Source organism: Nocardia sp. NPDC052001 (assembly GCF_040680615.1).
Lineage (GTDB): Bacteria > Actinomycetota > Actinomycetes > Mycobacteriales > Mycobacteriaceae > Nocardia.
Window position 1 is genome coordinate 73,964 of record NZ_JBFAXC010000014.1, and the last position, 21,944, is coordinate 95,907.

General features: G+C 66.5%; 21 protein-coding genes. 9 read left to right on the forward strand and 12 right to left on the reverse strand.

Annotated elements, in window-relative coordinates:
- Positions 1 to 174: 174 nt before the first annotated feature.
- A complete protein-coding gene (locus AB0L82_RS38240; protein WP_364648356.1) occupies positions 175 to 1,599 on the forward strand; it encodes an amidase in 1,425 nt (474 codons plus the stop codon).
- Positions 1,600 to 1,618: 19 nt separating this feature from the next.
- On the opposite strand, the gene AB0L82_RS38245 is transcribed toward AB0L82_RS38240, so the two are convergent.
- A complete protein-coding gene (locus AB0L82_RS38245; protein ID WP_364648359.1) occupies positions 1,619 to 2,689 on the reverse strand; it encodes an Lrp/AsnC family transcriptional regulator in 1,071 nt (356 codons plus the stop codon).
- Positions 2,690 to 2,753: 64 nt separating this feature from the next.
- On the opposite strand from AB0L82_RS38245, the gene AB0L82_RS38250 reads away from it, so the two are divergent.
- Together AB0L82_RS38250 and AB0L82_RS38255 are read left to right on the forward strand one after the other, a co-directional pair.
- Positions 2,754 to 4,028: an MFS transporter gene (locus AB0L82_RS38250; protein WP_364648362.1), complete on the forward strand. Its 1,275-nt coding sequence runs from the start codon at positions 2,754 to 2,756 to the stop codon at positions 4,026 to 4,028.
- Between the two features lie 17 nt (positions 4,029 to 4,045).
- Positions 4,046 to 5,296, forward strand: coding sequence for an amidohydrolase (locus AB0L82_RS38255; RefSeq protein ID WP_364648655.1), 1,251 nt, complete (start codon positions 4,046 to 4,048; stop codon positions 5,294 to 5,296).
- A gap of 57 nt (positions 5,297 to 5,353) precedes the next feature.
- On the opposite strand, the gene AB0L82_RS38260 is transcribed toward AB0L82_RS38255, so the two are convergent.
- The 8 genes from AB0L82_RS38260 to AB0L82_RS38295 form a co-directional block, all read right to left on the reverse strand.
- Positions 5,354 to 6,085 (reverse strand): hypothetical protein, encoded by a 732-nt coding sequence (locus tag AB0L82_RS38260; protein WP_364648365.1) that lies wholly within the window; start codon positions 6,083 to 6,085, stop codon positions 5,354 to 5,356.
- A 42-nt stretch (positions 6,086 to 6,127) separates the two neighbouring features.
- Positions 6,128 to 6,823, reverse strand: a complete 696-nt coding sequence (locus AB0L82_RS38265; RefSeq protein ID WP_364648368.1) for a hypothetical protein — start codon at positions 6,821 to 6,823, stop codon at positions 6,128 to 6,130.
- A 413-nt stretch (positions 6,824 to 7,236) separates the two neighbouring features.
- Positions 7,237 to 8,685 carry an amidase gene (locus AB0L82_RS38270; protein WP_364648370.1) on the reverse strand — a complete coding sequence of 483 codons (1,449 nt, stop codon included), beginning with the start codon at positions 8,683 to 8,685 and terminating at the stop codon, positions 7,237 to 7,239.
- Between the two features lie 348 nt (positions 8,686 to 9,033).
- The gene (locus AB0L82_RS38275; protein WP_364648373.1) at positions 9,034 to 10,023 is read right to left on the reverse strand and encodes a YihY/virulence factor BrkB family protein; all 990 of its coding nucleotides are present in this window, start codon (positions 10,021 to 10,023) and stop codon (positions 9,034 to 9,036) included.
- A 68-nt stretch (positions 10,024 to 10,091) separates the two neighbouring features.
- On the reverse strand, positions 10,092 to 10,442 hold the full coding sequence (locus AB0L82_RS38280; RefSeq protein ID WP_364648376.1) for a hypothetical protein: 351 nt from the start codon (positions 10,440 to 10,442) through the stop codon (positions 10,092 to 10,094).
- 103 nt (positions 10,443 to 10,545) lie between these two features.
- On the reverse strand, positions 10,546 to 11,223 hold the full coding sequence (locus AB0L82_RS38285) for a DUF4232 domain-containing protein (RefSeq protein ID WP_364648379.1): 678 nt from the start codon (positions 11,221 to 11,223) through the stop codon (positions 10,546 to 10,548).
- Positions 11,224 to 11,442: 219 nt separating this feature from the next.
- Positions 11,443 to 12,405 carry an NADP-dependent oxidoreductase gene (locus AB0L82_RS38290; protein WP_364648382.1) on the reverse strand — a complete coding sequence of 321 codons (963 nt, stop codon included), beginning with the start codon at positions 12,403 to 12,405 and terminating at the stop codon, positions 11,443 to 11,445.
- Positions 12,406 to 12,469: 64 nt separating this feature from the next.
- Positions 12,470 to 13,780: an FAD-binding protein gene (locus AB0L82_RS38295; protein WP_364648385.1), complete on the reverse strand. Its 1,311-nt coding sequence runs from the start codon at positions 13,778 to 13,780 to the stop codon at positions 12,470 to 12,472.
- Positions 13,781 to 14,133: 353 nt separating this feature from the next.
- On the opposite strand from AB0L82_RS38295, the gene AB0L82_RS38300 reads away from it, so the two are divergent.
- The 4 genes from AB0L82_RS38300 (at position 14,134) to AB0L82_RS38315 (ending at position 17,289) form a co-directional block, all read left to right on the forward strand.
- Positions 14,134 to 14,457: an antibiotic biosynthesis monooxygenase gene (locus tag AB0L82_RS38300; protein WP_364648388.1), complete on the forward strand. Its 324-nt coding sequence runs from the start codon at positions 14,134 to 14,136 to the stop codon at positions 14,455 to 14,457.
- Positions 14,458 to 14,583: 126 nt separating this feature from the next.
- Positions 14,584 to 16,194: an FAD-binding oxidoreductase gene (locus AB0L82_RS38305; RefSeq protein ID WP_364648391.1), complete on the forward strand. Its 1,611-nt coding sequence runs from the start codon at positions 14,584 to 14,586 to the stop codon at positions 16,192 to 16,194.
- Positions 16,191 to 16,802, forward strand: a complete 612-nt coding sequence (locus AB0L82_RS38310) for a TetR/AcrR family transcriptional regulator (protein ID WP_364648394.1) — start codon at positions 16,191 to 16,193, stop codon at positions 16,800 to 16,802. Before AB0L82_RS38305 ends, AB0L82_RS38310 begins: the two co-directional genes overlap by 4 nt.
- Before the next feature lie 118 nt (positions 16,803 to 16,920).
- Positions 16,921 to 17,289 (forward strand): hypothetical protein, encoded by a 369-nt coding sequence (locus tag AB0L82_RS38315; protein ID WP_364648397.1) that lies wholly within the window; start codon positions 16,921 to 16,923, stop codon positions 17,287 to 17,289.
- Here AB0L82_RS38315 and AB0L82_RS38320 read toward each other — a convergent pair whose 3' ends face one another.
- Positions 17,290 to 18,615, reverse strand: coding sequence for an MFS transporter (locus tag AB0L82_RS38320; RefSeq protein WP_364648400.1), 1,326 nt, complete (start codon positions 18,613 to 18,615; stop codon positions 17,290 to 17,292).
- 60 nt (positions 18,616 to 18,675) lie between these two features.
- Complete coding sequence (locus AB0L82_RS38325; RefSeq protein WP_364648658.1) at positions 18,676 to 19,602, reverse strand: amidinotransferase; 927 nt, start codon at positions 19,600 to 19,602, stop codon at positions 18,676 to 18,678.
- Positions 19,603 to 20,105: 503 nt separating this feature from the next.
- Here AB0L82_RS38325 and AB0L82_RS38330 point away from each other — a divergent pair.
- Both AB0L82_RS38330 and AB0L82_RS38335 read left to right on the forward strand, forming a co-directional pair.
- Positions 20,106 to 20,681 carry a hypothetical protein gene (locus tag AB0L82_RS38330; protein WP_364648403.1) on the forward strand — a complete coding sequence of 192 codons (576 nt, stop codon included), beginning with the start codon at positions 20,106 to 20,108 and terminating at the stop codon, positions 20,679 to 20,681.
- 59 nt (positions 20,682 to 20,740) lie between these two features.
- Entirely contained in the window at positions 20,741 to 21,265 is a 525-nt protein-coding gene (locus AB0L82_RS38335) for a DUF4188 domain-containing protein (protein ID WP_364648406.1), read from the forward strand.
- 11 nt (positions 21,266 to 21,276) lie between these two features.
- On the opposite strand, the gene AB0L82_RS38340 is transcribed toward AB0L82_RS38335, so the two are convergent.
- Positions 21,277 to 21,882, reverse strand: coding sequence for a TetR/AcrR family transcriptional regulator (locus tag AB0L82_RS38340; protein WP_364648409.1), 606 nt, complete (start codon positions 21,880 to 21,882; stop codon positions 21,277 to 21,279).
- Positions 21,883 to 21,944 lie beyond the last annotated feature (62 nt).

Here is a 21,944-nt window from a genome sequence, read left to right on the forward strand (position 1 = left end):
GGAATGAATCGGGACGGCAGCGGGCACCGGATCGGTTCAGCTCGAGGGATTTCGGCGTCAGTGTGGCATCGGGCTCGAGTATCGGGCGGTTGAGCGCCCGCGACTGCCGGTTCGGCCAGTGTTCTGGCGTGTGCGGTATCGCCCGTGGTGCCGCACCGCTGCGATGGGAGATCCGTGACCGATCCTGTGCACCCGGAAATCTGTGACGCGCCGGCGGTGGAGCTCGCGCGCCGCCTGCGGGCTCGTGAGCTGTCGGCCCGGGAGGTGGTGACGGCGCATCTGGAGCGGATCGAGCAGCTCGATCCGCAGATCAATGCCATTGTGACGCTGGTAGGGGAGCGGGCGCTGTCCGAGGCCGCCGCGGCCGACGAGCGGTTGGCGCACGGCGAGCCGGTGGGACCGCTGCACGGTCTTCCAGTGGCGCACAAGGACACTCACAATACCGCCGGGATTCGCACCACTCATGGATCACCGATTCTCGCCGAGTATGTGCCGGTGCACGACGACATCGGTATCGAGCGGATGCGTGCGGCTGGGGCCATCACACTCGGGAAGACGAATGTGCCCGAATTCGGTGCGGGCTCACATACTTTCAATCCGCTGTTCGGTGCGACGCGCAATCCGTATGACCGCACGCGTTCCGCCGGTGGCAGCAGTGGCGGTGCGGGGGCCGCGCTGGCCGCGGGGTTGACCCCCATCGCCGACGGCAGTGATATGGGCGGATCGATCCGTAACCCCGCCTCGTTCTGCAATGTGGTCGGTCTGCGACCGTCGCCGGGACGAGTTCCATTGTGGCCCAATATGATTGCATGGGGCACCCAGGTGGTGCAGGGGCCGATGGCGCGCACGGTGAGCGATGTGGCCCTGCTCCTGTCGGTGATGGCGGGACCGGATCCGCGGTGCCCGATCTCGATTGCCGAGGATCCAGCGGTGTTCGCGGGATCACTCGCTGCCGATCCACGGGGCCTGAAGGTGGCGTGGTCGCCCGATTTCGGCGGTGCGCTCCCGGTCGAGGCCGAGGTGCGCGCCACCGTGCAGTCCGCCGCCCAGGTGTTCGCAGACCTCGGTTGCGTTGTCGCGCGGGACTGTCCCGATTTCAGTGGGGCCGATGAGGTCTTCCGGGTGCTGCGCGGCTGGCAGATGGCGACCTCGCTGAGCGCGGCGCTGGCCGAACAGCCGGACCGGATCAAGCCGACGCTGGCCGCCAATATCGAGTTCGGTCGCGGTCTCTCCGGCGCGGATCTGGGCCGGGCCGAATTCCTGCACGCCGAGATATTCCATCGCATGCGAGAGTTCTTCCAGCGCTACGACATTCTGCTGCTGCCGACCAGTCAGCTGCCGCCATTTCCGGTGGAGTGGGAATACCCTGAGACGATCGCCGCTCAGCCCATGCACGACTATCTGGATTGGATGCGTTCGGCGTATTACGTCAGCGCCACCGGATGCCCGGCGTTGAGCGTGCCCGCCGGATTCAGCACCGGCGGCCTGCCGATCGGCGTGCAACTCGTCGGCCCATACCGCCGCGAAATATCGGTATTGCGTGCGGGATACACGTTCGAGCAGGCGACCCGCCGCGGTGATCGCCGCCCGGTGTGGTGATCCACATTGACCGGGACCATCAGGGCTGATACGGCCCCAGCGGCACCCGTCCGACCGCGCGGCCGTGCTGATCCAGGAGCCAGCCCATGCGTTTGGGCGTGTGCAGCACCACCGCGCGATCCTTGACCTCGAGGTCCGGAAACCGTTCGGCGAGAACCGCTTCGAACGGATCGACCCCGCCCAGCCCGTGCAGCAGTACCTGCACCTGCAGATTGTGCTGCCCGCTGACCGACGCGCACATGCGCACCTGCTCCATGCGCGCCAACTCGGCCGCGGTCGTCACCAACTGTGCCTGCGGCACCGATATCCGATAGATGACCATGGTCGGGAGTCCGGCCTGCGGATAGGCGAAATCGCAGCGCAGCAACACCACACCGTCACGGAGCATGCGGTGCAGGCGCCGCCGGGCGGTGTGCTCGCTGATACCGGCGGCCTCACCGAGCGCGGTGTAGCCCATGCGCGCATCGCCGTGCAGTGCGGTCACCAATGTCTGATCCTCGAGTGACAACTGGCTGAGACCGTGTGTGCCGTAGGCGGTGCGGCTCGGAACCCGCGGTTCGGACAGTTCGGCGCGCTGGGCGGGTTCAATGGCGCGAACCCGCCAATCGCTGCCCTCGCCGTACAGGGTGATGCCCAATCGCATTCGGGTGGAACGGATTCCGCGCAGCCCGCCGATCCCGTCGCGCACCCAGCGTCCGAGCGTGGACAGGTCGGCCGCCCCGACCGAGAGCATCAGATCGAAATCGCCCGCGGTCTCGTCGACGCTGAACACCCAGGGCAGCGCGGCGGCCGCGGCGCTGACCTGATCGATGAACTTGGGCCGGCAGCGCACCTCGACGAACCCGACCGTGGCCACCCGCGCCGAGACATACGCGGTGAGCCAGGCCGAACCGTCCGCACGCAATCGTTCCCAGCGCCGGGCCGCGGTCGTGGCATCGATATCCAGCGCCTGCCCGATGCGGGACCAGGGTGCGCGCGGTGCGACCTGCAATGCGTCGATCACCGCCAGATCCTGTTCGGAGATGCCGAAACCCGGCGGCATTGAGTGATCTGTGCCGCTTTCCGGCGAATATCGGACACCTTCGTTCATGCCGCCCATCGTATGGGCACCTCGCGCCCGACACCGAGCGCAAGGGTTCCCCGAAAGGAGTGCGATGCCGGTACCGACATCGCGCGCGGCGTCCGCGCTGTCCGCCGACCGGATCGTTCGAACCACGGTCGTGCTGTTGTTCTCGGCATGGCTGGTCGACTACGTCGATCGCTTCGTGATCAGTCTGGCCCTACCCGCCATAGGTGTGGAATTCGATCTCAGCCGGGGCCAGCAGGGTCTGGTCGTCTCCGCGTTCTTCCTCGCGTACGCGCTGTGCCAGATTCCCGGTGGCATGATCGCCGACCGGTTCGGCGGGGCGCGGGTCATGCTGTGGGCGCTGCTGGCCTGGTCGCTGTTCACCGCGCTCACCGGTTTCGCGTGGTCGTTCGCCGCGCTGCTGGCCCTGCGATTCGCCTTCGGTCTGGCCGAGGGCGCGTTCCCCGCGGCGTCGATCAAGGTACTGGTGGAGCGCACCACCCTGCGTCAGCGGATGAGTGCCAACGGCATCATCATGAGCTCGAATTCCATTGCGGCGGTCTTGACTCCGGTATTGGCCCCGATCCTGATCGTGGCCTTCGGCTGGCGGTCCATCTTCTGGTCCGCCGCGGCGGTGGGCCTGCTGGTCTCGCTGGCGGTGCGACGCTGGTTGCCCGAGCCCTCGCACAGCGAGCGGATATCGGAGTCCCGGGTGCCGGTGCGCGCGGTGCTGCGGTCGGGTGTGCTATGGCGATTCGCGGCGATCATGTTCGGCTACAACGTGATCGGCTGGGGGCTCAGCACCTGGGCGCCCACGTATCTGAGCGAGGAGCGCGGCCTGCCGCTCACCACGGTCGGGCCGCTGATGGCGATCCCGGCGCTGGGCGCGGCGCTGGCGACCATTGTCGGCGGCCGCCTCTCGGATCGATTGGCCGGCAACCACCGACTGATGATCGTGCCCGCCATGGCTGTAGCCGCGATCGCGCTGCTGGTGCTGTCCCAGACCACGTCGTTCGTGGGTTTCGCGGTGTGCTCGACCATTGCCGTGTTCTCCGCCTCGCTGGCCTATATGCCCATCTATGCGGTGCCGATGCGCAGTCTGCCGCCCGCGTACGTCGGGGTGGGCAGTTCGATCATCGGGTTCGGCGGGCAGCTCGCGGGCATTGTGTCGCCTGCCGCCATGGGTGTGCTCGCCGATCTCCTCTCATTTCAGGCCGCCTTCGGCTTCCTGGTTGTCGGCGCGGTGATCGCCGCCGTCATGGCCGTATTCACCCCGCAGGACACCGAGGCGTTCCTCGCCGCCACCGCATTTCCCGACGACCGCCATATCGATACCGATCGATCCCTCGAGGAGCATTCGTGAATTCCATCGCCCCGCTCATGTCCGGGTTCGACGCCCGCATTCCCGCTCTGCGGGCCGTGTACGAGGATCTGCACGCCCACCCGGAACTGTCCTTCCAGGAGTACCGCACGGCAGGAGTCGTTGCCGCGCAACTGAAACAGCAGGGCTGGGAAGTCACCGAGGGCGTCGGCGGCACCGGTGTCGTCGGCGTGCTCGTCAATGGGGACGGCCCGGTCGTGCTGCTGCGGGCGGATATGGACGCGCTTCCGGTCGCGGAAGAGACCGGATTGCCTTACGCGTCGACCGCGACCGGCGTCGACGCCGACGGTCATGCGGTGCCGGTCATGCACGCGTGCGGGCACGATATGCATGTGACCTGTCTGCTGGGTGCGACCGGTCAGCTCGCCGACAATCGGGAAAGCTGGTGCGGCACAGTCGTCGCGGTATTCCAACCGGCCGAGGAGATCGGGGGCGCACCCGCCATGATCGCCGATGGATTCCTGGATCGATTCCCGCGAGCGCGGGTGTGCCTGGGCCAGCATGTGCAGCCCGCACCGGTCGGATTCCTGGGCACCCGGCCCGGGGTCATCATGGGCGCGAGTGACAGTCTGCGCATCCGGCTGTTCGGTCGCGGCGGGCACGGGTCCACTCCGGAACTGTGCGTGGACCCGATCGTGATGGCGGCGGCGATCATCATGCGTTTGCAGTCGATCGTCGCCCGCGAGGTGGCCCCGGCGGAGGCCGCGGTGGTGACGGTGGGCGCGATTCACGGTGGGGTCAAGGAGAACGTCATTCCGGATGTCGTCGAACTGCTGATCAATATCCGGAGCATGAATTCCCGTGTCCGGGAAAATGTGTCGAAGGCCGTCGAGCGAATCGTGCGCGCGGAGGCGGTTGCGTCGGGCGCCGATCGCGAGCCCGAGATCACCCCCACTCATGCCCTTCCGTTGACGGTCAACGACGCCACCGCCACCGGCATCGTGCTCGACGCGCTGACCGAAAACTTCGGCGCGGAAAGGGTTTTCACCCTGCCGCAGGCATTCAGCGGCAGTGAGGACTTCTCGACCTTCGGCACGGCGCTCGGTGTGCCTTCGGTGTTCTGGCATTTCGGCGGCGCGGACCCACTGCTGTTCGAGGGCATCGCGGTCGAATCGATTCTGGAAGACGGTCTGCCCGCACATATTCCGGTCAACCATTCCTCGCGATACGCTCCCGTGCCCGAGCCGACGATTCAGGTCGGCGTCACGGCGCTGCTGTCAGCGGCGATGGCCTGGCTGCGCCGCGCCTGACTCTGCGCCCGAACGAAAAGCGCCGGACCCCAACGGGTCCGGCGCTTTCGGTGTCTGTCAGTGTCCGGCGGACAGGCTGGACGAACCGCTCGGAATACTGATCTTCGGCAGCCGAAGGTTCGCATCGGGTACGCCCGTGCCGTCCGGGTTCAGCAAACCACCCTGCTCGGCGTAGGCGCTTTCACCCGGTGCCGCCTGCACCGTGCTGAGGTACTTCCACAGACCGGTGGCCAGGGTGCCGCCGCCCGCCAGCAGCGTCCCGGCCAGCCCGCCCGCGCCCGCGAAGGCGGCGAGCGCGGCGGGTGCGGTGGCCAGACAGCCCGGACCCACGATCAGACAGGAGCCGAGCCCTATCGCCGCGCCCACCAGCAGGCCGATGACGGTGCCGCCCACGGTGCCCAGCAGGCTGGCCGTGGTCATCTTGCCCGCGAGTTCACCGAGGGCGAGCTGATTCTCCACCGGAGAGGCTATCGGCCGCGCCGCCGCGACCGCCCGTAGCGCCGCATCCGGAGTGAGGGTCAGTCGCCGGGCATCCGGCGAAATCTCCTGGCGAAGAACGTATTCGAGGCCGTCGAGCTGAACGATCAGGGGCAGCTCGGTGATCTGCTGTCCGCGATCATCGCGTACCGTGACGGACCGCTGATCCGCCGAGAGCGCGAATGCGCCCGCCTCGAGCGTGCTGATCACCGCGTCCGTATCAACGGTCGCCCGCCAGCCTGGATCGGGTTCGGCGGTGGCGGGAACGGCCGCGACCGTCGCGACCGTGATCGCGGCCGTTGCCACGGTCATTGCGAGAACCGTTGTGCCGATGCGCATCTGGTATCCCTCCCGTCAGCGGTTCGCGCCCGGTACCTGCTGGGCGTAGATACTGGCGCCCGGCGCGGCATTGAGCGTGCTGAAGTAGTTGAAGGCCGCGACCGCGGCGGTGGGCCCGCCCGCGAGCACCAGCCCGGTCAGCCCGCCCGCCGCACCGACCAGGGTGAGGATCGGCAGCACCGCCACCACACAGCCCAGGCTCAGCACCAGGCACGATGCCCCGGCGACCGCGAGACCCACACCGATTCCGGCGACCGCGCCGATCGCGGTGCCGACCAGGCTGCCGATCGAGGTGCTGATGCTGACCGAGTTGATCAGATCGTTCATGGCCAGCTGATTCTCCACCGGAGAGGCCACCGGACGCACGGTGGTGCGATCCACTCCGGACAGGTCGGGAGTCAGGGTCAATGTGCGCGCGTCGGCGGAGATCGATTGGCGCAGCGGCAAACTCACGCCGTCCAGCACGGCTGTCAGCGGCAGCGTGTCCAGTGCGCGGCCCGCGGCGTCACGTACTTCGATCGACCGCTGATCCACGGCCGGTGCGAAGGCGCCGCCTTCGAGCGCGGTGACGATGGAGGCACCGGCGAGCTCGGTGTGATAGGTGACCGCCGGGGTGGCGACCGATTCCGGTTCGGCGGCCGCCGTCGCGGCGGCTACGGTGACGCACGCGGCAGCCGCGATCGCGGTGACGGTGGATACGCGAATTCTCATGTGATCCCTCATGTTTCGCCTCTCGAGGCGGGTCGGTGTAATGGCAGTCACCGTGCGGCGTCCGGAAAGTGCGGGCGGGAATTTGCCGGATAGCGGCAGACTCGGGTGGTCTTTCGCCGAGATTCGACAGCCGCCGAACCATGTCGCGCAGATTCGGCGATCACGGGGTTATCTGCCCGCAGACAACTCAATACGCCGATGACACGCAGCGGGAGAGCCTGATCAACAGGCGCCGTAGGAGCAAGTTCCTCCCCGGGAATTTCTGCCGTCTCCGAGCTCTACTCATCGGTCACCGGACGCGTGGCACTGGTGAACGCCGCCGCCGTGGCGATAGGCCTCGTGCGCGCAAGACCGCGGCGGCGGCCTTGTGGTCGCCGTCGCGGTCGACGCAATCGCGTGCTGAATCCGTCCGGCTACAGGGCCGGGCGGCTCGCGGGGTGGTATGCCCACGGGCGCAGTTGTTCCAGCGCCTTGCCGACGCGGAATACGGCCGCATCGTCATAGGGGTGTCCGACGATCTGCACGCCGGTCGGGATGCCCCATTCGGAGCGGCCGGACGGGACGTTGAGCACCGGACAGCGATTGTTGATGTTGAAGGGCATTGTCATTGCGGCCCAGAAGGTTTCGCCGACATCCTCACCGTGCACGATCAGGCGTTCACCCTGCAGTGCGTCATCGGCGGGCCAGCCGGGTACTGCGGTGGTAGGACAGAGCAGCGCGTCGAATCCGGTCATCGCCGCCGCCAATTGGAGCTGTAGTCGTTTCTCGGCGCGCAACGCGTCCATATAGCTGATGTTCTGCCGGGCCTGCGCGGTGACATCGAGGTAGGCGGCGGTGTAAACGCAGACCAGGTCCCGTTTTCCGGCGGTGAACTCCTCGACCAAGGTGCTGAACATATGCCCGAAGTGCCCGGCCGTCGCGATCAGGATGTCGAATTGGGCCCAGGGCAGTTCGATTTCCTCCACAGTCGCGCCGGCCGCCGCGAGCGCCTGCGCGGTAGCGCGGGTATTGGCCGCCATCTCCGGATGCACCCGATACTCACCGAGGTTGACGCACAACGCGATTCGCATACCCGCGACATCGTCGAATTCGGTGGGCAGCACATACTTCGGTGCGATGCTGGTGTGATCCCGCGGGTCCGGTCCGGCCAGCACATTCTGCAACAGGATCGTATCGTCGACGGTGCGGGCCATCGGGCTGTCACCTCGATAGTGGTCATTTGGCATGATGCCCGCCCCGGGAACGCGCCCGTACGGGGCCTTGAATCCGACGACCCCATTGAGCGCGGCGGGCAGTCGCGTCGATCCCCCGATATCTGATCCGGTGGCCAGCGCGGCGGTGCCGGCGGCCAGCGCCGCCCCCGAACCACCCGAGGACCCGGCCGTCGAGAAATACGGATTCCACGGATTACGAGTGACACCCCACAACCGTGACTGGGTGAATGTCGCGATGGAGAACTCCGGCGTGGTGGTGCGGGCGTGAACAATGCCGCCCGCGTTCAGGACTCGATCGATCACCGGCGCGTTCTCCTCGGCCACCACACCCGCGTTGACCAGTGACCCCTCGGTAAGTGACCGCCCGGCGATCGCATGCTTCTCCTTGGCCGCGATCGGCAATCCCTCCAACGCCCGCGGAGCCTCGCCATCCTTGCCCAGATACCGGCGCTCGGCCTGGACGGCCTGAGCCATCGCCTCGTCGAAGAGCCGCTCCGCGAACGCGTTGAGAGTCGGCTCGACCTGCTCGGTCCGCTCGATGACAGCCCGCATCAACTCGACCGGCGACAGTTCGCGTGTGGTGAAGAGTCGCAACGCTTCGGTGGCGTCGAGGTACGACAGGTCGGCCGTGGAATCACTTGATGTCATACCTGCCGTATCTACCGGATCCCGCGCCACTTCGACCCGCGGTGCACGAATCCGGTCGAGCCGAACGTCTCCACGCAGATATTCGACGGCGTGCCGACCGGGCAGAGTCCCGCTGCGGCGCTCTCGCTGTCAGGGCAACGGTGCCCCGTTGATGCCGCTTACCGCGATGCGGTTTTGGTAGTCGGCAGGCGATTCCCCCGCTGCCGGCTTCACCTGGTGGTGCTGCTCGATGCAGATGTGACCGCGGAGGCGTTCTACGCGGTGAGCACCGGCGGTGGCGATCATGCTTGCCGCCACCGCAGTCGCGAGTCGGTGGCAGTGGTTTCGCACACCATGGTTTTTCCGGTCTTACTGAAGCCGGTCGCTCCGGCGGTGCTGCAGAACGCGCCTGGGGTCACATACGTTGTAGGTAGTGGCGCTGCGCTCGATGAACTGGTTGTCTCGAGCTTCGCCGGTGGATGTGCTCGCGAGCAGACGTTGGCGTGAGATCTGGGAATCGATGACCGCTCCCAGCAGCAGCGCGAAGTTCGACAACCACATCCACACCAGCACTATGACGGCGGCCGCGAGCGAGCCATACAGTCGATTGAACGAATCGAAATGATCGGCGTAGAAGGCCAGGCCCGCCGAGCCCGCGATCCATATCGCCACCGCGAGCAGACTGCCCGGGGTCACCCACCGTATTCGCTGACCGGCGACATTCGGAGCGACCCAGTACAGCAGTGCCAGAGCCACGCTGGCGATGAGCGCCAGCACCGGCCACCGCAGGATTCGCCAGGTGGTGAGCACGGTGGTTGTGAGATGGAGTGAACCGTCGATCCGGGTGGCCACACCCCCGGTGAGAGCGAGCCCTACGACGATGCCGACGATCGAACTGACCAGCAGCACACTCAACAGCAGTCGGAGCCCGATTGTTCTTGCTGCCGAACGATTTTCGGAAACCCCGTACAGCGAATTGGCCGCGCGTATGAAGGCGCCGACATAGCTCGAGACCGTCCAGATCGCCGAAACGAAGCCGATGATCGCGACCGGACCCGGCCAGTTGGTGGACGGTTGCAGGTGCTGGATGGACTCGACCAATGCCGCGCGGCCGTCGCCGGGGCCGAGATGGCGGGCCGCGTCGGCGATCGAATCGGCGGATCGCGGTTCGAGCAGCCCCAGGACCGCCATGGCTATCAGCAGGGCGGGAAAAAGCGACAGCATGCTGTGATAGGTGAGTGTCGCGGCTCTATCGGACAACTCATCCGACCACGCGGCCCTGATCGTGTGAATACCCACGCGGATCGATGGAACGCGCATGATCGAATAGCGTCGCGCCCACTGCGATTTCACGTTCATACCCACACCTCCCCGCAGGTCATTGACATCGCCGTCTGTCTTCAAACATGGGCGGGAGACGTGTCGGATCAATTGGAGCGGATCTCGGTCAGGTCCGATCCGGCGGGGAACGGCAGGACGAATTCTTCGCCGACATCGCCGATGGCGTCGGTGATCGCAGTGGTGACGATTATGCGGTCGTCGTAGAGATGGCGGATGCGGACGGTGTGGCCGCGGTAGTCGAATCGGTTCATCAGGAAGCGCAGGCCGTGCTCTTCGAGCGCCTCCTCCGCGGTCACCCAGTCGGGGACCGCGGTGAGGGATCGGCCCAGGCGATCGATCGGGATCAGCTCGGGGGCCTGGGATTCCAGATCGATCCAGCCGATGACTTCACCGTCCTCGCGACGGTGCGGAATCCAGTGGGCGGGAATGGCGCTCATGATCAACAGGCTAGCCCTGACCGCCCGGTGTATTGCCTGCTCGGTCCTGCGGCGGGGGCGTAATCGGCAACTCGGCGGTGCGCCGACCGCCCCGCCGGCCTCCTTACATCGGGGTGACCGCCCGGACGACGAGCATGCGCTGCGGGCTCGGGCAGATCAGGCTGTCCCAGGGGAGCCACTGGGATTCGGTGTTGTCAGGCGGATAGACGCGCAGGGTATTGGTGCGCAGCGCGTCGCAGTCGTTGACCTGCTTGGGGTAGGTGATGAATTGGAATTGGGCTGCGGCACCGGGGGCCAGGACGACCGGTGTGGGTTTGGGGGCGTCCGCGCCATGGTCTCGTTCGGCGGGCTCGCCCACGGGATCGCCGCTGGGGTCGTTGGTTTGTGAGATGCCCGGGAAGCCTTGCATGACACAGGTTTTGGAGCTGTTGTTGTAGAACCGCAGGTACCATTGGCCGCCGATCGGGGCGCCTACACCCTTGTCCAGGCGGAGCTGGGCGGTCACGCATTTCGGGATCGCGTTGTTCGCGGTGGTCGTCGGGTCCGAGACCGGGCTCCCGGTCGGCGGCGCGGTGACGGTTTCGGTGACCGTGCCGCCGGAATCGGTCGCGGTGCCCGGTTGCGTGGGCTGGCCGGAGCGCGTGGTTTGTGCCGGTGGCGCGGTGGTTTGGGCTCCCGGGGTGGTGGGCTGGGCTCCGGTCGTGGAGGTCGGGTCGCACGCGCTGGTGGAGACAGCGATACCCGCCGCGACGGCGGCGACAATCAATGATTTGAATCGCATGGGATCCCCCTCGGGTTCGGTGGTGCGAGCGTTGCTTCGCACGCAGCACATCGAGCAGCGGGAATGCCCGTTACGCGACAGCGACGGCGGTGAGCTGTGTAATCGGCTGCGGGTCAACGCAGTTCACCGCATCGCTGCCCAATACCCGCTGCTCCGGATACCTTCGGGCAAAACGTTAACGCGCCCGGTGCCCCAGGAAGTGGGGGCCGGTCCGCATGCTCAGCGTGATCCGTTCGAGACAACGTCGTCGTTGCGGAGAATGAACTTGCCGGGGACGCCGTTCTCCTTGTCGGAGAACGCTTTCTGGGCCTCGGTCAGCGGATAGAGCACGGGAGTGGGCATCACGAGTTCACCGGCGGCGACGCCGCGCGCCAATTCGGTGAGTTGGGCGCGGTTGGGCTCGACGATGAAGTAGACCGCGCGCCCGGTAGGAGGCTGCACCGCGGGCGGAGCGGCGATGGAGACCAGCGTGCCGCCGGGAGCGATCAGCGTGGAGGAGCGGGCCAGGATATCGCCGCCGATCATGTCGAAGACCAGATCGACTGTGCCGTCGAGAGGTTCGAGCGGGTCGCCGGTGAGATCGAGGAAGGTCGTCGCGCCCGCCCCCAGGACGGCGTCGCGGTCGCGCGTGCGACCGGTGCCGATTACTTCCGCACCGATATTGCGGGCGAGCTGAACGGCGAGCTGGCCTACCGCGCCGCCCGCACCGTGGATCACCACCCGCTGCCCCGCACCGAGGCCGCCGTGCACGAACAGCGCCTGCCAGGCGGTGAGACCGGACATGGGCAGCGAGGCGGCCTGAACATGGTCGACCTCGGGCGGCAGCAGGGCCAGATCGCGGCCTTCCACCGCGACGTACTCGGCGGCGGCCCCATCGCGGTAGCGGTCGATCATGCCGAAGACGCGGTCGCCGACCCGCAGATCGCTCGGATTGGTGCCGAATCCGAGTTCGACCACCACGCCCGACACGTCCCGGGCCGGAATCGCCGGAGTGCGGTCCCGGCCGGTGCGGTCCACATAGGTTGGCTCCCAATCCAATTCACCGGGGGTGAAGGCGGCAGCATGCACCTGGACGATCACGTCGCCGACCGCGGCGCGCGGGTAGGTCGCGGGCTCGACGACGAGTTCGGCGGCACGGCCCGCCTTGGGCATGCGGGCCGCGGTCATGGTGGTGCAAGTCATGATTGCTCCAGATCGGTGGTAGGCCGGTGGTGCGGGACAGTCGTTGCCCCGCACCACCGGGAAGTCAGTCCTGAACGGGGAAGTTCGCGCGAATAACGTTGTGCGGATCGCGATTTCGCTTGATCTCGCGCAGTCGCGCCAGCGTGTCGGGATCGAAGGCCGCGGCGGCGGACTCGCCGGGGGCGAGGAAGGTGTACGGCTTGGCCCCGGTGATGTGCGAGCCCAGGGCGTCCACGATCTGCTCGAATCGTTCGCCGACCGCATCGATCAGCTGCGGCAGGCCGAGCCCGAGCAGGTAGAGCGCGTACGGTTCGGTGACTGCGCCGCGTGCGCCGCCGCCGGGTGCGTCCTGGGCGAGCGCACCACCCAGATTGCGGATCTGGATATTGAGCAGCGGGGCTACCGGAGCGTCGATGAGCGTCTTGATCACCGCGTCATCGAGATCGGTGAGCAGCTCGCCACGCGAGAGCGAGGGGCTCGGATCGGTCGGCTCGGCGGTAATGGTGCCAATCTGCGCCGGGGTGAGCGCGCCACGAGTATCGACCGCCGCGCCGCCGAGGGAATCGAGCGCGCCGGTCAGCTCCCGCCCCTGCGCCGGATCACCCAGGTACGCGAAGTCGAGGGCGATCATCGGCGCCGCACCCGGAATCTGGAAGCGCTGCAACCACACCGACAGTTCGTCCGGCGCATCGGTGGTGAGCTCGGTGAACACGTCGAACACCTCCCGAGTGCGCTCGGCCGACCACATCACCCGGCCACCGTAAAGCTCGGGCAGCGTGACCAATTCGAACTCCAGCCCGGTGACGATCGCGAAATCGCCACCGCCACCGCGCAATGCCCAGAACAGTTCCGGATCGGATTCGGCGGTGACCCGCTGCGGACGTCCCGCGGCATCGACGATCTCCAGTGCGCGCACCGCATTCGTGGCCCAGCCGTATTTCCTTGCGAACCAACCGAATCCACCACCGAGCGTATACCCCGTCACGCCCACCACCGGATTGCTGCCCGACAGCCCGGCGAGCCCGTGCGCGGCGGCCGCGGCCTGCACCCGACCCCACGCCACCCCGCTGCCGACCCGCGCCACCCGCTGCTCCGCATCGATCTCGACGCGGTCGAATCGCTTGGTGCGCAACAGGATCGCGCCGTCGATATCCCCGGTCGCCCCGTGTCCGGTCGGCTGTGTCACCACCACCCGCCCCGATCCGCCGGCGTACTCCAGCACCGCCGCCACATCCTGCGCGTCGGCCACCTCGACCACCGCCGCCACCGACTGCCGCACCGCGGAGTTCCACGGCTGTGACGCCCGCTCGAATTCAGCGTCGCCCGGCAGCAGCACACCACCGCGAAGGTTCGTGCGCAGGTTCTCGATACCCATTCTCTTCCCTCATCCACTCTTGTTTGCCGGGTTACTGCCTGGTTGACGACACAGCACCCGGATGTGTGACATCAACCCGCCGGAGCATCGCGTGTCCCGGCCACCAGTCACGACGCTGCGCCCATTCCCGCAGTCCGATCCCGGCCACCGACCGTATGAAGCGGGCACACTCCGGCGCATCGGTCATGTGCCCTAATGTGTTGCCTGATTTGCCCGGGGATTGCGCGCGATCGCGGACGGCTCCGCGCGGGTGACCGATGAAATCGATTGGGAACAGTGCGCTTTGCGATCGCGGTACCGCGACATCGCGGCGGGTAGCCTCGAACGCGGTTCGATCATGCGAAAGGGCGACTATGTCCGGCGAGAATATGTTCAGCGTCTACGGGCGCATGACCGCGCTACCTGGTCGGCGGGACGAGCTGATCGCCGTGCTGCTGGCGGGATTGCGCGCGGGCGATCAGGATGGCGGGCTGATCTCCTTCAGTATCAATGCGGCCGTCGACGATCCGGACACGGTGTGGCTGACACAGCTGTGGGTCGATAAAGCGGCACATGACGCGACCACGCGGTCCGAGCCGGTCGCGGCGGTGAGCCGACAGGTTCCCGCGCTGCTGGCTGGACAGCCCGAAGGGCATTACGGCCAGACAGTGCACTTTCACGGCGGAATCGCCGACTAACCCACTGCTCACCGGCTGAAGCGACCCAGAGGTCGTGACCTGGGTGTTCTACGCGCGCCGTTGCAATTGAACCGTGAGTAAATTACCTTGCAGTCAATTGCCTGACGGGTCGAGAGGAGACGCCTGATGACGCGGTCGTGGTGGGGCTGGGGGAATGTCGAGAACGCGGTCGGCGAGGCGGAGCGAGCCACGCTGACCAAGCGGGTCGCGAATCTGCTTCCGGGAGCGGACCTGTCGGTGCACGAGCCGCCGGCACTCGATGCGCTGGCGATACCCGAGTCACGGATTCAGCTCCCGGATGCGCTGGCGGAGTTGGGCTCTCGGGATCTGCGGGATCGTGTCGCGCACAGTCACGGGCAGGCATTCCGGGACGTGGTGCGCATGCTGCTCGGTCAGATCGAGCAGGTGCCGGATCTGGTGGTGCGGCCGCGCACCGAACGCGATGTGGTCGATGTGCTGGACTGGTGCGCCGAGGCCGGGGTCGCGGTGATCCCATTCGGCGGCGGCACGTCGGTGGTGGGCGGGGTGGAGCCCCGCGGTATCGCCGACTACGCCGGGGTGGTGTCCCTGGACCTCGGCCGATTGAACCGGGTCGTGGAGATCGATCGGGTCAGCCGGGCGGCGCGGATCCAAGCCGGAATGCTGGGACCTGATCTCGAGCAGGCGTTGCGCCCCGAAGGGCTGACGCTGCGGCACTTTCCGCAATCGTTCGAATTCTCCACTCTCGGTGGATGGTTGGCGACGCGGGCGGGCGGGCATTTCGCGACCGTCTACACCCATATCGATGACATGGTCGAATCGATGCGGGTGGTGACACCGGTCGGGATCAGCGAATCCCGCCGCCTGCCCGGTTCGGGTGCGGGACCGTCACCGGACCGCATGTTCCTGGGATCCGAGGGGATCCTGGGCGTCATCACCGAGGCGTGGATGCGATTGCAGACGCGCCCGCGCTGGCGGGCGGGCGCATCGGTGATCTTCGACGACTATTCCGCCGCCGTGACCGCGACCCGCGAGATCGCGCAGTCGGGGCTGTTCCCGGCGAATTGCCGACTGCTGGATCCGGTGGAGGCGTTCCTCAACGCGGGTACGCCCACCTCCGGCGGGGTGCTCGTGCTGGGCTTCGAATCCGCGGATCACCCTGTGGACGAGTCGATCTCGCGCGCATTGCAGATCTGCCGCGACCACGGCGGGCAGGCCCCCGAAGGCGTGCGCTCGGCCGATTCCGAACAGGAGCAGGCGCGCACCGGGGCGGCGGACACCTGGCGGTCCTCGTTCCTGCGCATGCCGTATCAGCGTGACGCGCTGGCCGCGCAGTCGATGATCGTGGAAACCTTCGAAACCGCTTGCACCTGGGACCGTTTCGACGAATTGCGGGATGCGGTGCATGCCGCGGCGGCGAAGGCGTTCGAATCCCTGGGCATCGCCGGGGTGGTGACCTGCCGGTTCACCCACGTCTACCCCGACGGTCCCGCACCGTATTTCGGGATCTACGCCGCCGGTCGCTGGGGCCGGACGGTCGAACAGTGGGATGAGATCAAAGCCGCTGTGTCGCAGGCACTCTCGAGCGCCGGTGGCACCATCACCCATCACCACGCCGTCGGACGTGACCACCGGCCCTGGTACGACCTGCAGCGCCCCGAGCCGTTCGCTGTCGCCCTGCGCGCATCGAAATCGGCACTGGACCCGGCCGGAATCCTCAACCCCGGCGTGCTGATCGACCCCGTGGCACGGCGATGACCGCGAGCCGGGCGGGAACCAAAGGCGTACCGCGCGAGCAGCGCGAACAGCAGATCCTCGATATCGCCACCGCCGAATTCGGCGCGCGCGGCTACACCCATGCCTCGCTCGCCGAAATCGCCCGTGCGGCAGGGGTTTCCAAACCGCTGATCTACACCTACTTCGGTTCCCGCGACGGCCTGCACGCCGCGTGCGTACGAAACGCGGGCGAGAGCCTGGTCGAGGCGGTCGCCCGCGCCCAGGTCGTGCACGGTGCACAGGGCAAAGCCCTTGCCACCCTCACCGGCATCTTCCACGCCCTGGACGGACGCACTCAGAACTGGCGAATCATCTACGACAGCACCCTGCCCCGCCCGAGCGCGGCCCACGATCTCGCCCGGACCTACCAGGACGCGCTCAACACCATGGGCTCCGAAGGCGTCGCCGAGGTCCTCTCCGGCGCGGGAATCGCCGCCGCGGAAGATCATTCACTCCTGCTCACCTGGTGGTTCAGCATCGTATCGAGCACTATCGCCTGGTGGACCGACCATCCCGACCACACCCCCGCCGATATGACCGAACGCTGCCTGCGCGTATTCACCGCCATAAGGCAACCCGCACGGGAATGATCACCGAATCTCCACAGTTCCGCCGAAAACGCCACACGCCCAACCGATAACGTCAGACCTCACGCCGGAATCCGGCGGCGGGGAAGGGAACGTTATGGACTGGTCGCGGGTGCGGCGCATGCTTGACGATGCGATGTGGGTGCTGGTGGGGATGGTGTGCGCCTTCGTGATCGCGGTGGGCGGGATTTGGTTGCTCCTGGTCAATCTGAATACGACCCTGGGGAATCCGCGATGGGATGGTGAGTTGGCCTTCATCGCCAATTGTTCGCCCGAGATCTCCTGCGTGATCAAGAGTGTGCCGGAGCAGACACCGCCCCTGGCCATCCGCGGCAGTGGGCTGTCCGCCATTACGCTGGTGCCGCAGCCCGCGATCGCGGAGCTGCGGACGGGTGACCGGGTGCTGTGCACGGTCCACGTGGAGCTCGCGGATTCCGATATCAACGACAACGCGACGATATCGACCGTCAGCGACTGCCGTCGCGCATAGTTATTGCGGCCCAGCCGATTTCGGCTCGCGATGGCGGGTCGGGAGTGGTGAATGCCCCCGGTAGGTGACCGCCGATCCGATGCATGCGATCGCCATCAGTACCGCCACGACGGTGAATCCCTTCCAATACTGTGTCGGCAGCAACACTCCCAGTGCGCCGCCGGTGACCCAGGCGAGCTGCAGGACCGTCTCACTGCGCCCGAAACCCGACGCGATCGATTCGGGCGGCAGCGCGTCCTGAATCGTGGCATCGAGCGACACCTTCGCCAGCGCGGTGGAAGCCGATGCGACCAATGCCGCCAGCACCGCGCCCACCAGGTTGTCCAGCAGTGCCGCCGCCACCGCGATCGCGACACAGCTCAGTGCGCACGCCACGATGACCGTTCTGGGCCTGCCGAGTTCGGTGCGCGCGCCGACGAAATTGCCGGTGAAGTTTCCGATTCCGGCCGCGGCACCGGCGGCGGCCAGCATGACCGCCTGCCGCAGGGCCGATTCGCCACTACTTTTGGCCACGAACGCGACATAGAAGGTCAGGAAGCCGGTCAGTACCCGAATTGCGCCATTGGCCCACAGGCCCGCGATTACCCTGCGTCCCAGGGGTTGTCGCGCCGGAAGTACAGAGCGGTGATCGCTCCCCTGCTCTCGCGAGTGTCCGAGGGTGGCGGGCACTTCACCTTCGGTGACCTCCACCCAGCTCGGAATGCGCAGGCTCAGTATGGCTCCGGCTCCGGCCAACAGTGCGGCCACGACCAGCGCACCGGTGGAATGGAACAGCAACGCCACCCCCGCCGCGATACCGCCCGCGATGATCGAACCACCCACCAATCCGAACACCGTGAGCCGGGAGTTGGTGCGCACCAAGTCGATTCCGGGCGGCAGGACGCGCGGGGTGATCGCGCTCTTGAGCACCGAGAACGATTTGCTCAGCACCATCGTGGTCAATGCCAGCGGGTACAGCGCCCAACCGTCGAGATTGAAGATCAGCAGCACGATGACCACGACCCGCAAGGCGAACGTCGCGGCCAATGCCACGCGCCGTCCGCGCTGCACCCGATCCAGCAGCGGTCCGATCACCGGGGCGATCACCGCGAACGGTGCGACCGTCATCAGAAGGTAGAGGGCCACATTCACCCGGGACTGGGTGGCCGGACTGGCGAAGAACAGCGTATTCGCGAGGGCGACCGCGATGGCGGCGTCCGTCGCGAAATTGGCGACCGTCGCCCGCAGGAGCGCGGTGAGCCCGGACTCCAGTGCTCCATTGGCTCGCGCGGCGTGCTTCACCAGCTCGACGCCGTGCTCCGTCGCGCGAGTAGTATTGTGTCGCAACCGATTCAGTGCATCATTCCGGTGCGGGCGGTCGCTGCCGTCCTGCGATGTCATCGGCGGTCAGTTGGCGCGCAGCAGGGGCTGGGTCGAGCAGCGGAACGCGCCGCCGAACAGCCGTGACACCGAGAAGTCGATGTATTCGACCGTGATCCCGCGCGCCTGCAATTCGCTTCCGACGCGGTCGAATTCGGGGTCGGTGATGTAGGTGCTCGAATCGATGGGCAGACCGTTGGTGGCCATCGCGGCCGCCTCGTCCTCACTCACCTCGATGACCTCCCACTCGCGCAGCGGTGCGGGCAGCCCATCGGGCAGCCGGTCGCGGCAGGCGATCAGCAGCCCCTCACGGACCAGGCCGATCGCACAGTCCAGGTGCAGCACATGCGAGGGGAGCCGCACCGGGAGCACGGTGAAACCGAAGGGCGCGAGATATTTCGCGAGCCAGCGGTGGCCGATCTCATTGGTGGCCATACCCGAACAGCCCACCAGGATCTGGGTGCCGAGCACCAGCACATCGCCGCCCTCCAGGAACGGACCCGGCCCCGGATCGCCCAGCGGTGCGATGCCCGGCTGCATCAACGACACGTAGTGCGCGGGGGAGGGCATGACCCGCTCGAGCAACAGATCCCGACTCGGCAGTACCTCCATGCGGCGGTGCGGGAATTGCAGCACGCCCTCGATGACATGGTCGCCCACGGTGAACCACGGATCACGCACGAAGAAATTGGCATAACCGGTCGCACCCGCCGCGGCCTTCTCATCCGCGGTGAACAGCCGGGGCCGCAGCACTTCCACGCCGTGCCGTCCCAGCACTGCGGCAAGCTCATCGCGCTCGGCCTCCCACGCCCGCTGCTTATCGGGATACACCGCCCCGAAGTCCCGACCCCACACCGCCTCCAGGATTTCCACGGCGCTCGCCTCCACCGGCATCGAATGCCCGAGGACCTCCGGGGCGTCGGGTGCTCGGAATTCGCTCTGAGAGACGACCACGGTGCGCAACGGCGCAAATTCACTGTCTACACGTACTCGACGATCGCTATCGGGCATAACGAGTCACGATATCGGGAGTGAGGGTCGCGGTTCCATCGGCGCGCCACGCCACACTCCGATGAGAAATATGGATCTACCATAGGTTTTCCTTGACTGCGCCATCAGCACTCGTATGAAACGCGACCGTATGGAAACCTCCGGTATTCGATATCGTTATCGCCGCGGTGGCCGTCCTCACGTGACGCGGCGCACGATTCACGCGCGTTATGTTCCTGATTGCCAATCGTGGTTGCGGGACAATCGCTGAGCGGTCGTACCCGTAGCACCCGCCACGACCGTTTCCTGCATCAAGTCAGGGCGGGATCGAACTTGGTGACCGTCCCGGCGAGACTGTGGTGCAACCGAACAGCGCCAAGTGTTGCTGATGCAGCTCGTCCCACAGCGGATTCCAGATCGATTGTTCGATTCGATGGCGAAGGTGTTGGGGTGGATAGTATTTGGGTGTGTTTGCGCAGTTGCTCGGGACGTTGAGCGGGGTGGTGATCGGTGGGGCGATTACGTTTCTCGCGTCGTATGTCAATGAACGGTCGAAGTGGAATCGGACTCAGGGGGCGCGGTGGGATGAGCGGCGATTGCAGGTGTATTCGGAGTATTTGATTGTCAGTAGGGGGATGCATACGTTGGCGGCGCGGCTGGTGCGGATACGGGCGGGGGTGAGTGATGTGGAGGGGATGTCGTTGCAGGAGGGGATTGTTCGGTTGGGGGAGTTGGAGCGGGAGCGGATTCAGCGGTGGCAGGAGGTGCAGTTGCTGGGGAGTCCGAAGGCGGTGGCGGTGGGGGATGAGCTCAATAGGTGTACGTGGACCATGGAGTGGTTCGCGCAGGGGGAGATGAGCGGGGACGATGACTGGCTGCTGATCATTCGGGAGGCATACCGGCTGCGCAAGGAGTTCAGCGTCGCGGCGCGCGCCGACCTCGAAGTTGCCGACGCCGAGCTCGAAGCACCGGTGTGGGTGGACGCGTGGACTCCGCGCGAGCACATGATCGCGGTGCGGCAGCGTGCGTTGCCACCTGCCTAACCAGGGCGATCGGGAATGAGTAGTGCGCGCGAGTCGGTGTCGGGCGTTGAATGATTCGTATGGGAACGCGAGTGAATCGGCAGACCGTGGATTTGTCCGGCTATCCCGATCTGATCGTCATCTACCTGGGCATGCGGGTCAATCGACTGTACGGGTTGCGGACCCTGCTGGGGTTCGGGCCCAAGATCGCGGCATCGGCGCAGGATCAGCCGGATGGGCTGCTGCTGCACGAAACCGTTGTCTACTCGCTGTTTCCGGCGAATGTCGGGATGCGGCAGTACTGGCGGGATATGGAATCGCTGCTGGCGTTCGCGCGATCGGAGCCCCATCGGGTGTGGTGGCGAGACTTCTTGCGCGACAGTGGGGGAACAGGCTTCTGGCACGAAACCTATTCCATGACAGGGGGTATGGAGGCGGTCTACGTCGATGTGCCCGAGGCCATCGGGTTCATGCGATTCGCGCCGAATGTGCCTGCGCGCGGGCCGATGTTCGGGTCGGCGGCGCGGATGGGGCGCGCCGACTCCGCTGATGCGGCCGTCTCCGAAGCCGACCTGTATGGGTCGTCCACTGACGAACGAGAATGACTACGTCGCTGCTACGCGTTCGCTCCCAGCACGGTGGCGGCGAGATCGGCGATCACCGGGACCGCGTCGAACAGGTCGTCGTCCGATCCGATCATGGTGTCGAATGTTTCGAAGCTGGTGAGGGCCAGCAGGATTCGAACCTGATGGTCGGTGGCCCCCGCGGTTTCGTCGGTGAAGCGTTTGGCCAGCACCGTCAAACCTTCACGGCGGCGCTCATCGCGGGCGCTGATGACCGCGTGGACATCGGCGTCGAGCGCGGCCAGCGCGCGTAGCCGGCGCATGGCGGGGCGATCGGCCTGCCAGAAGCGTGCGAAGCAGGCGATGAATTCGGTGAGCGCCGCGGGTGGTTCGGGGTTGGTGAAGGCTTTGACCAGTTCGGACAGGCCCCCCTCGGCGGCGAGGTCGTCGCAGACCGCTTCGAGCAGACCGGTCTTGGATTTGAACTGGTAGTAGACGGTTGCGCGGGCCACATCCGCGCGCTTGGCAATCGCGTCCAGGGTGAATCCGGTGTAGTTATCGGCCCCGCCCAGCACTTCCCGAGCGGCGTCGAGAACCTGTCGGCGGCTCTGCTCGATCTGCGCGGTGCGCTTCCCCAGATTGTATTGACGCGGGCTCATGACCTTGACAGTACCTGGTGAACCTGATTCATTCATACAGACCGTCTAATTAATTAAATGAG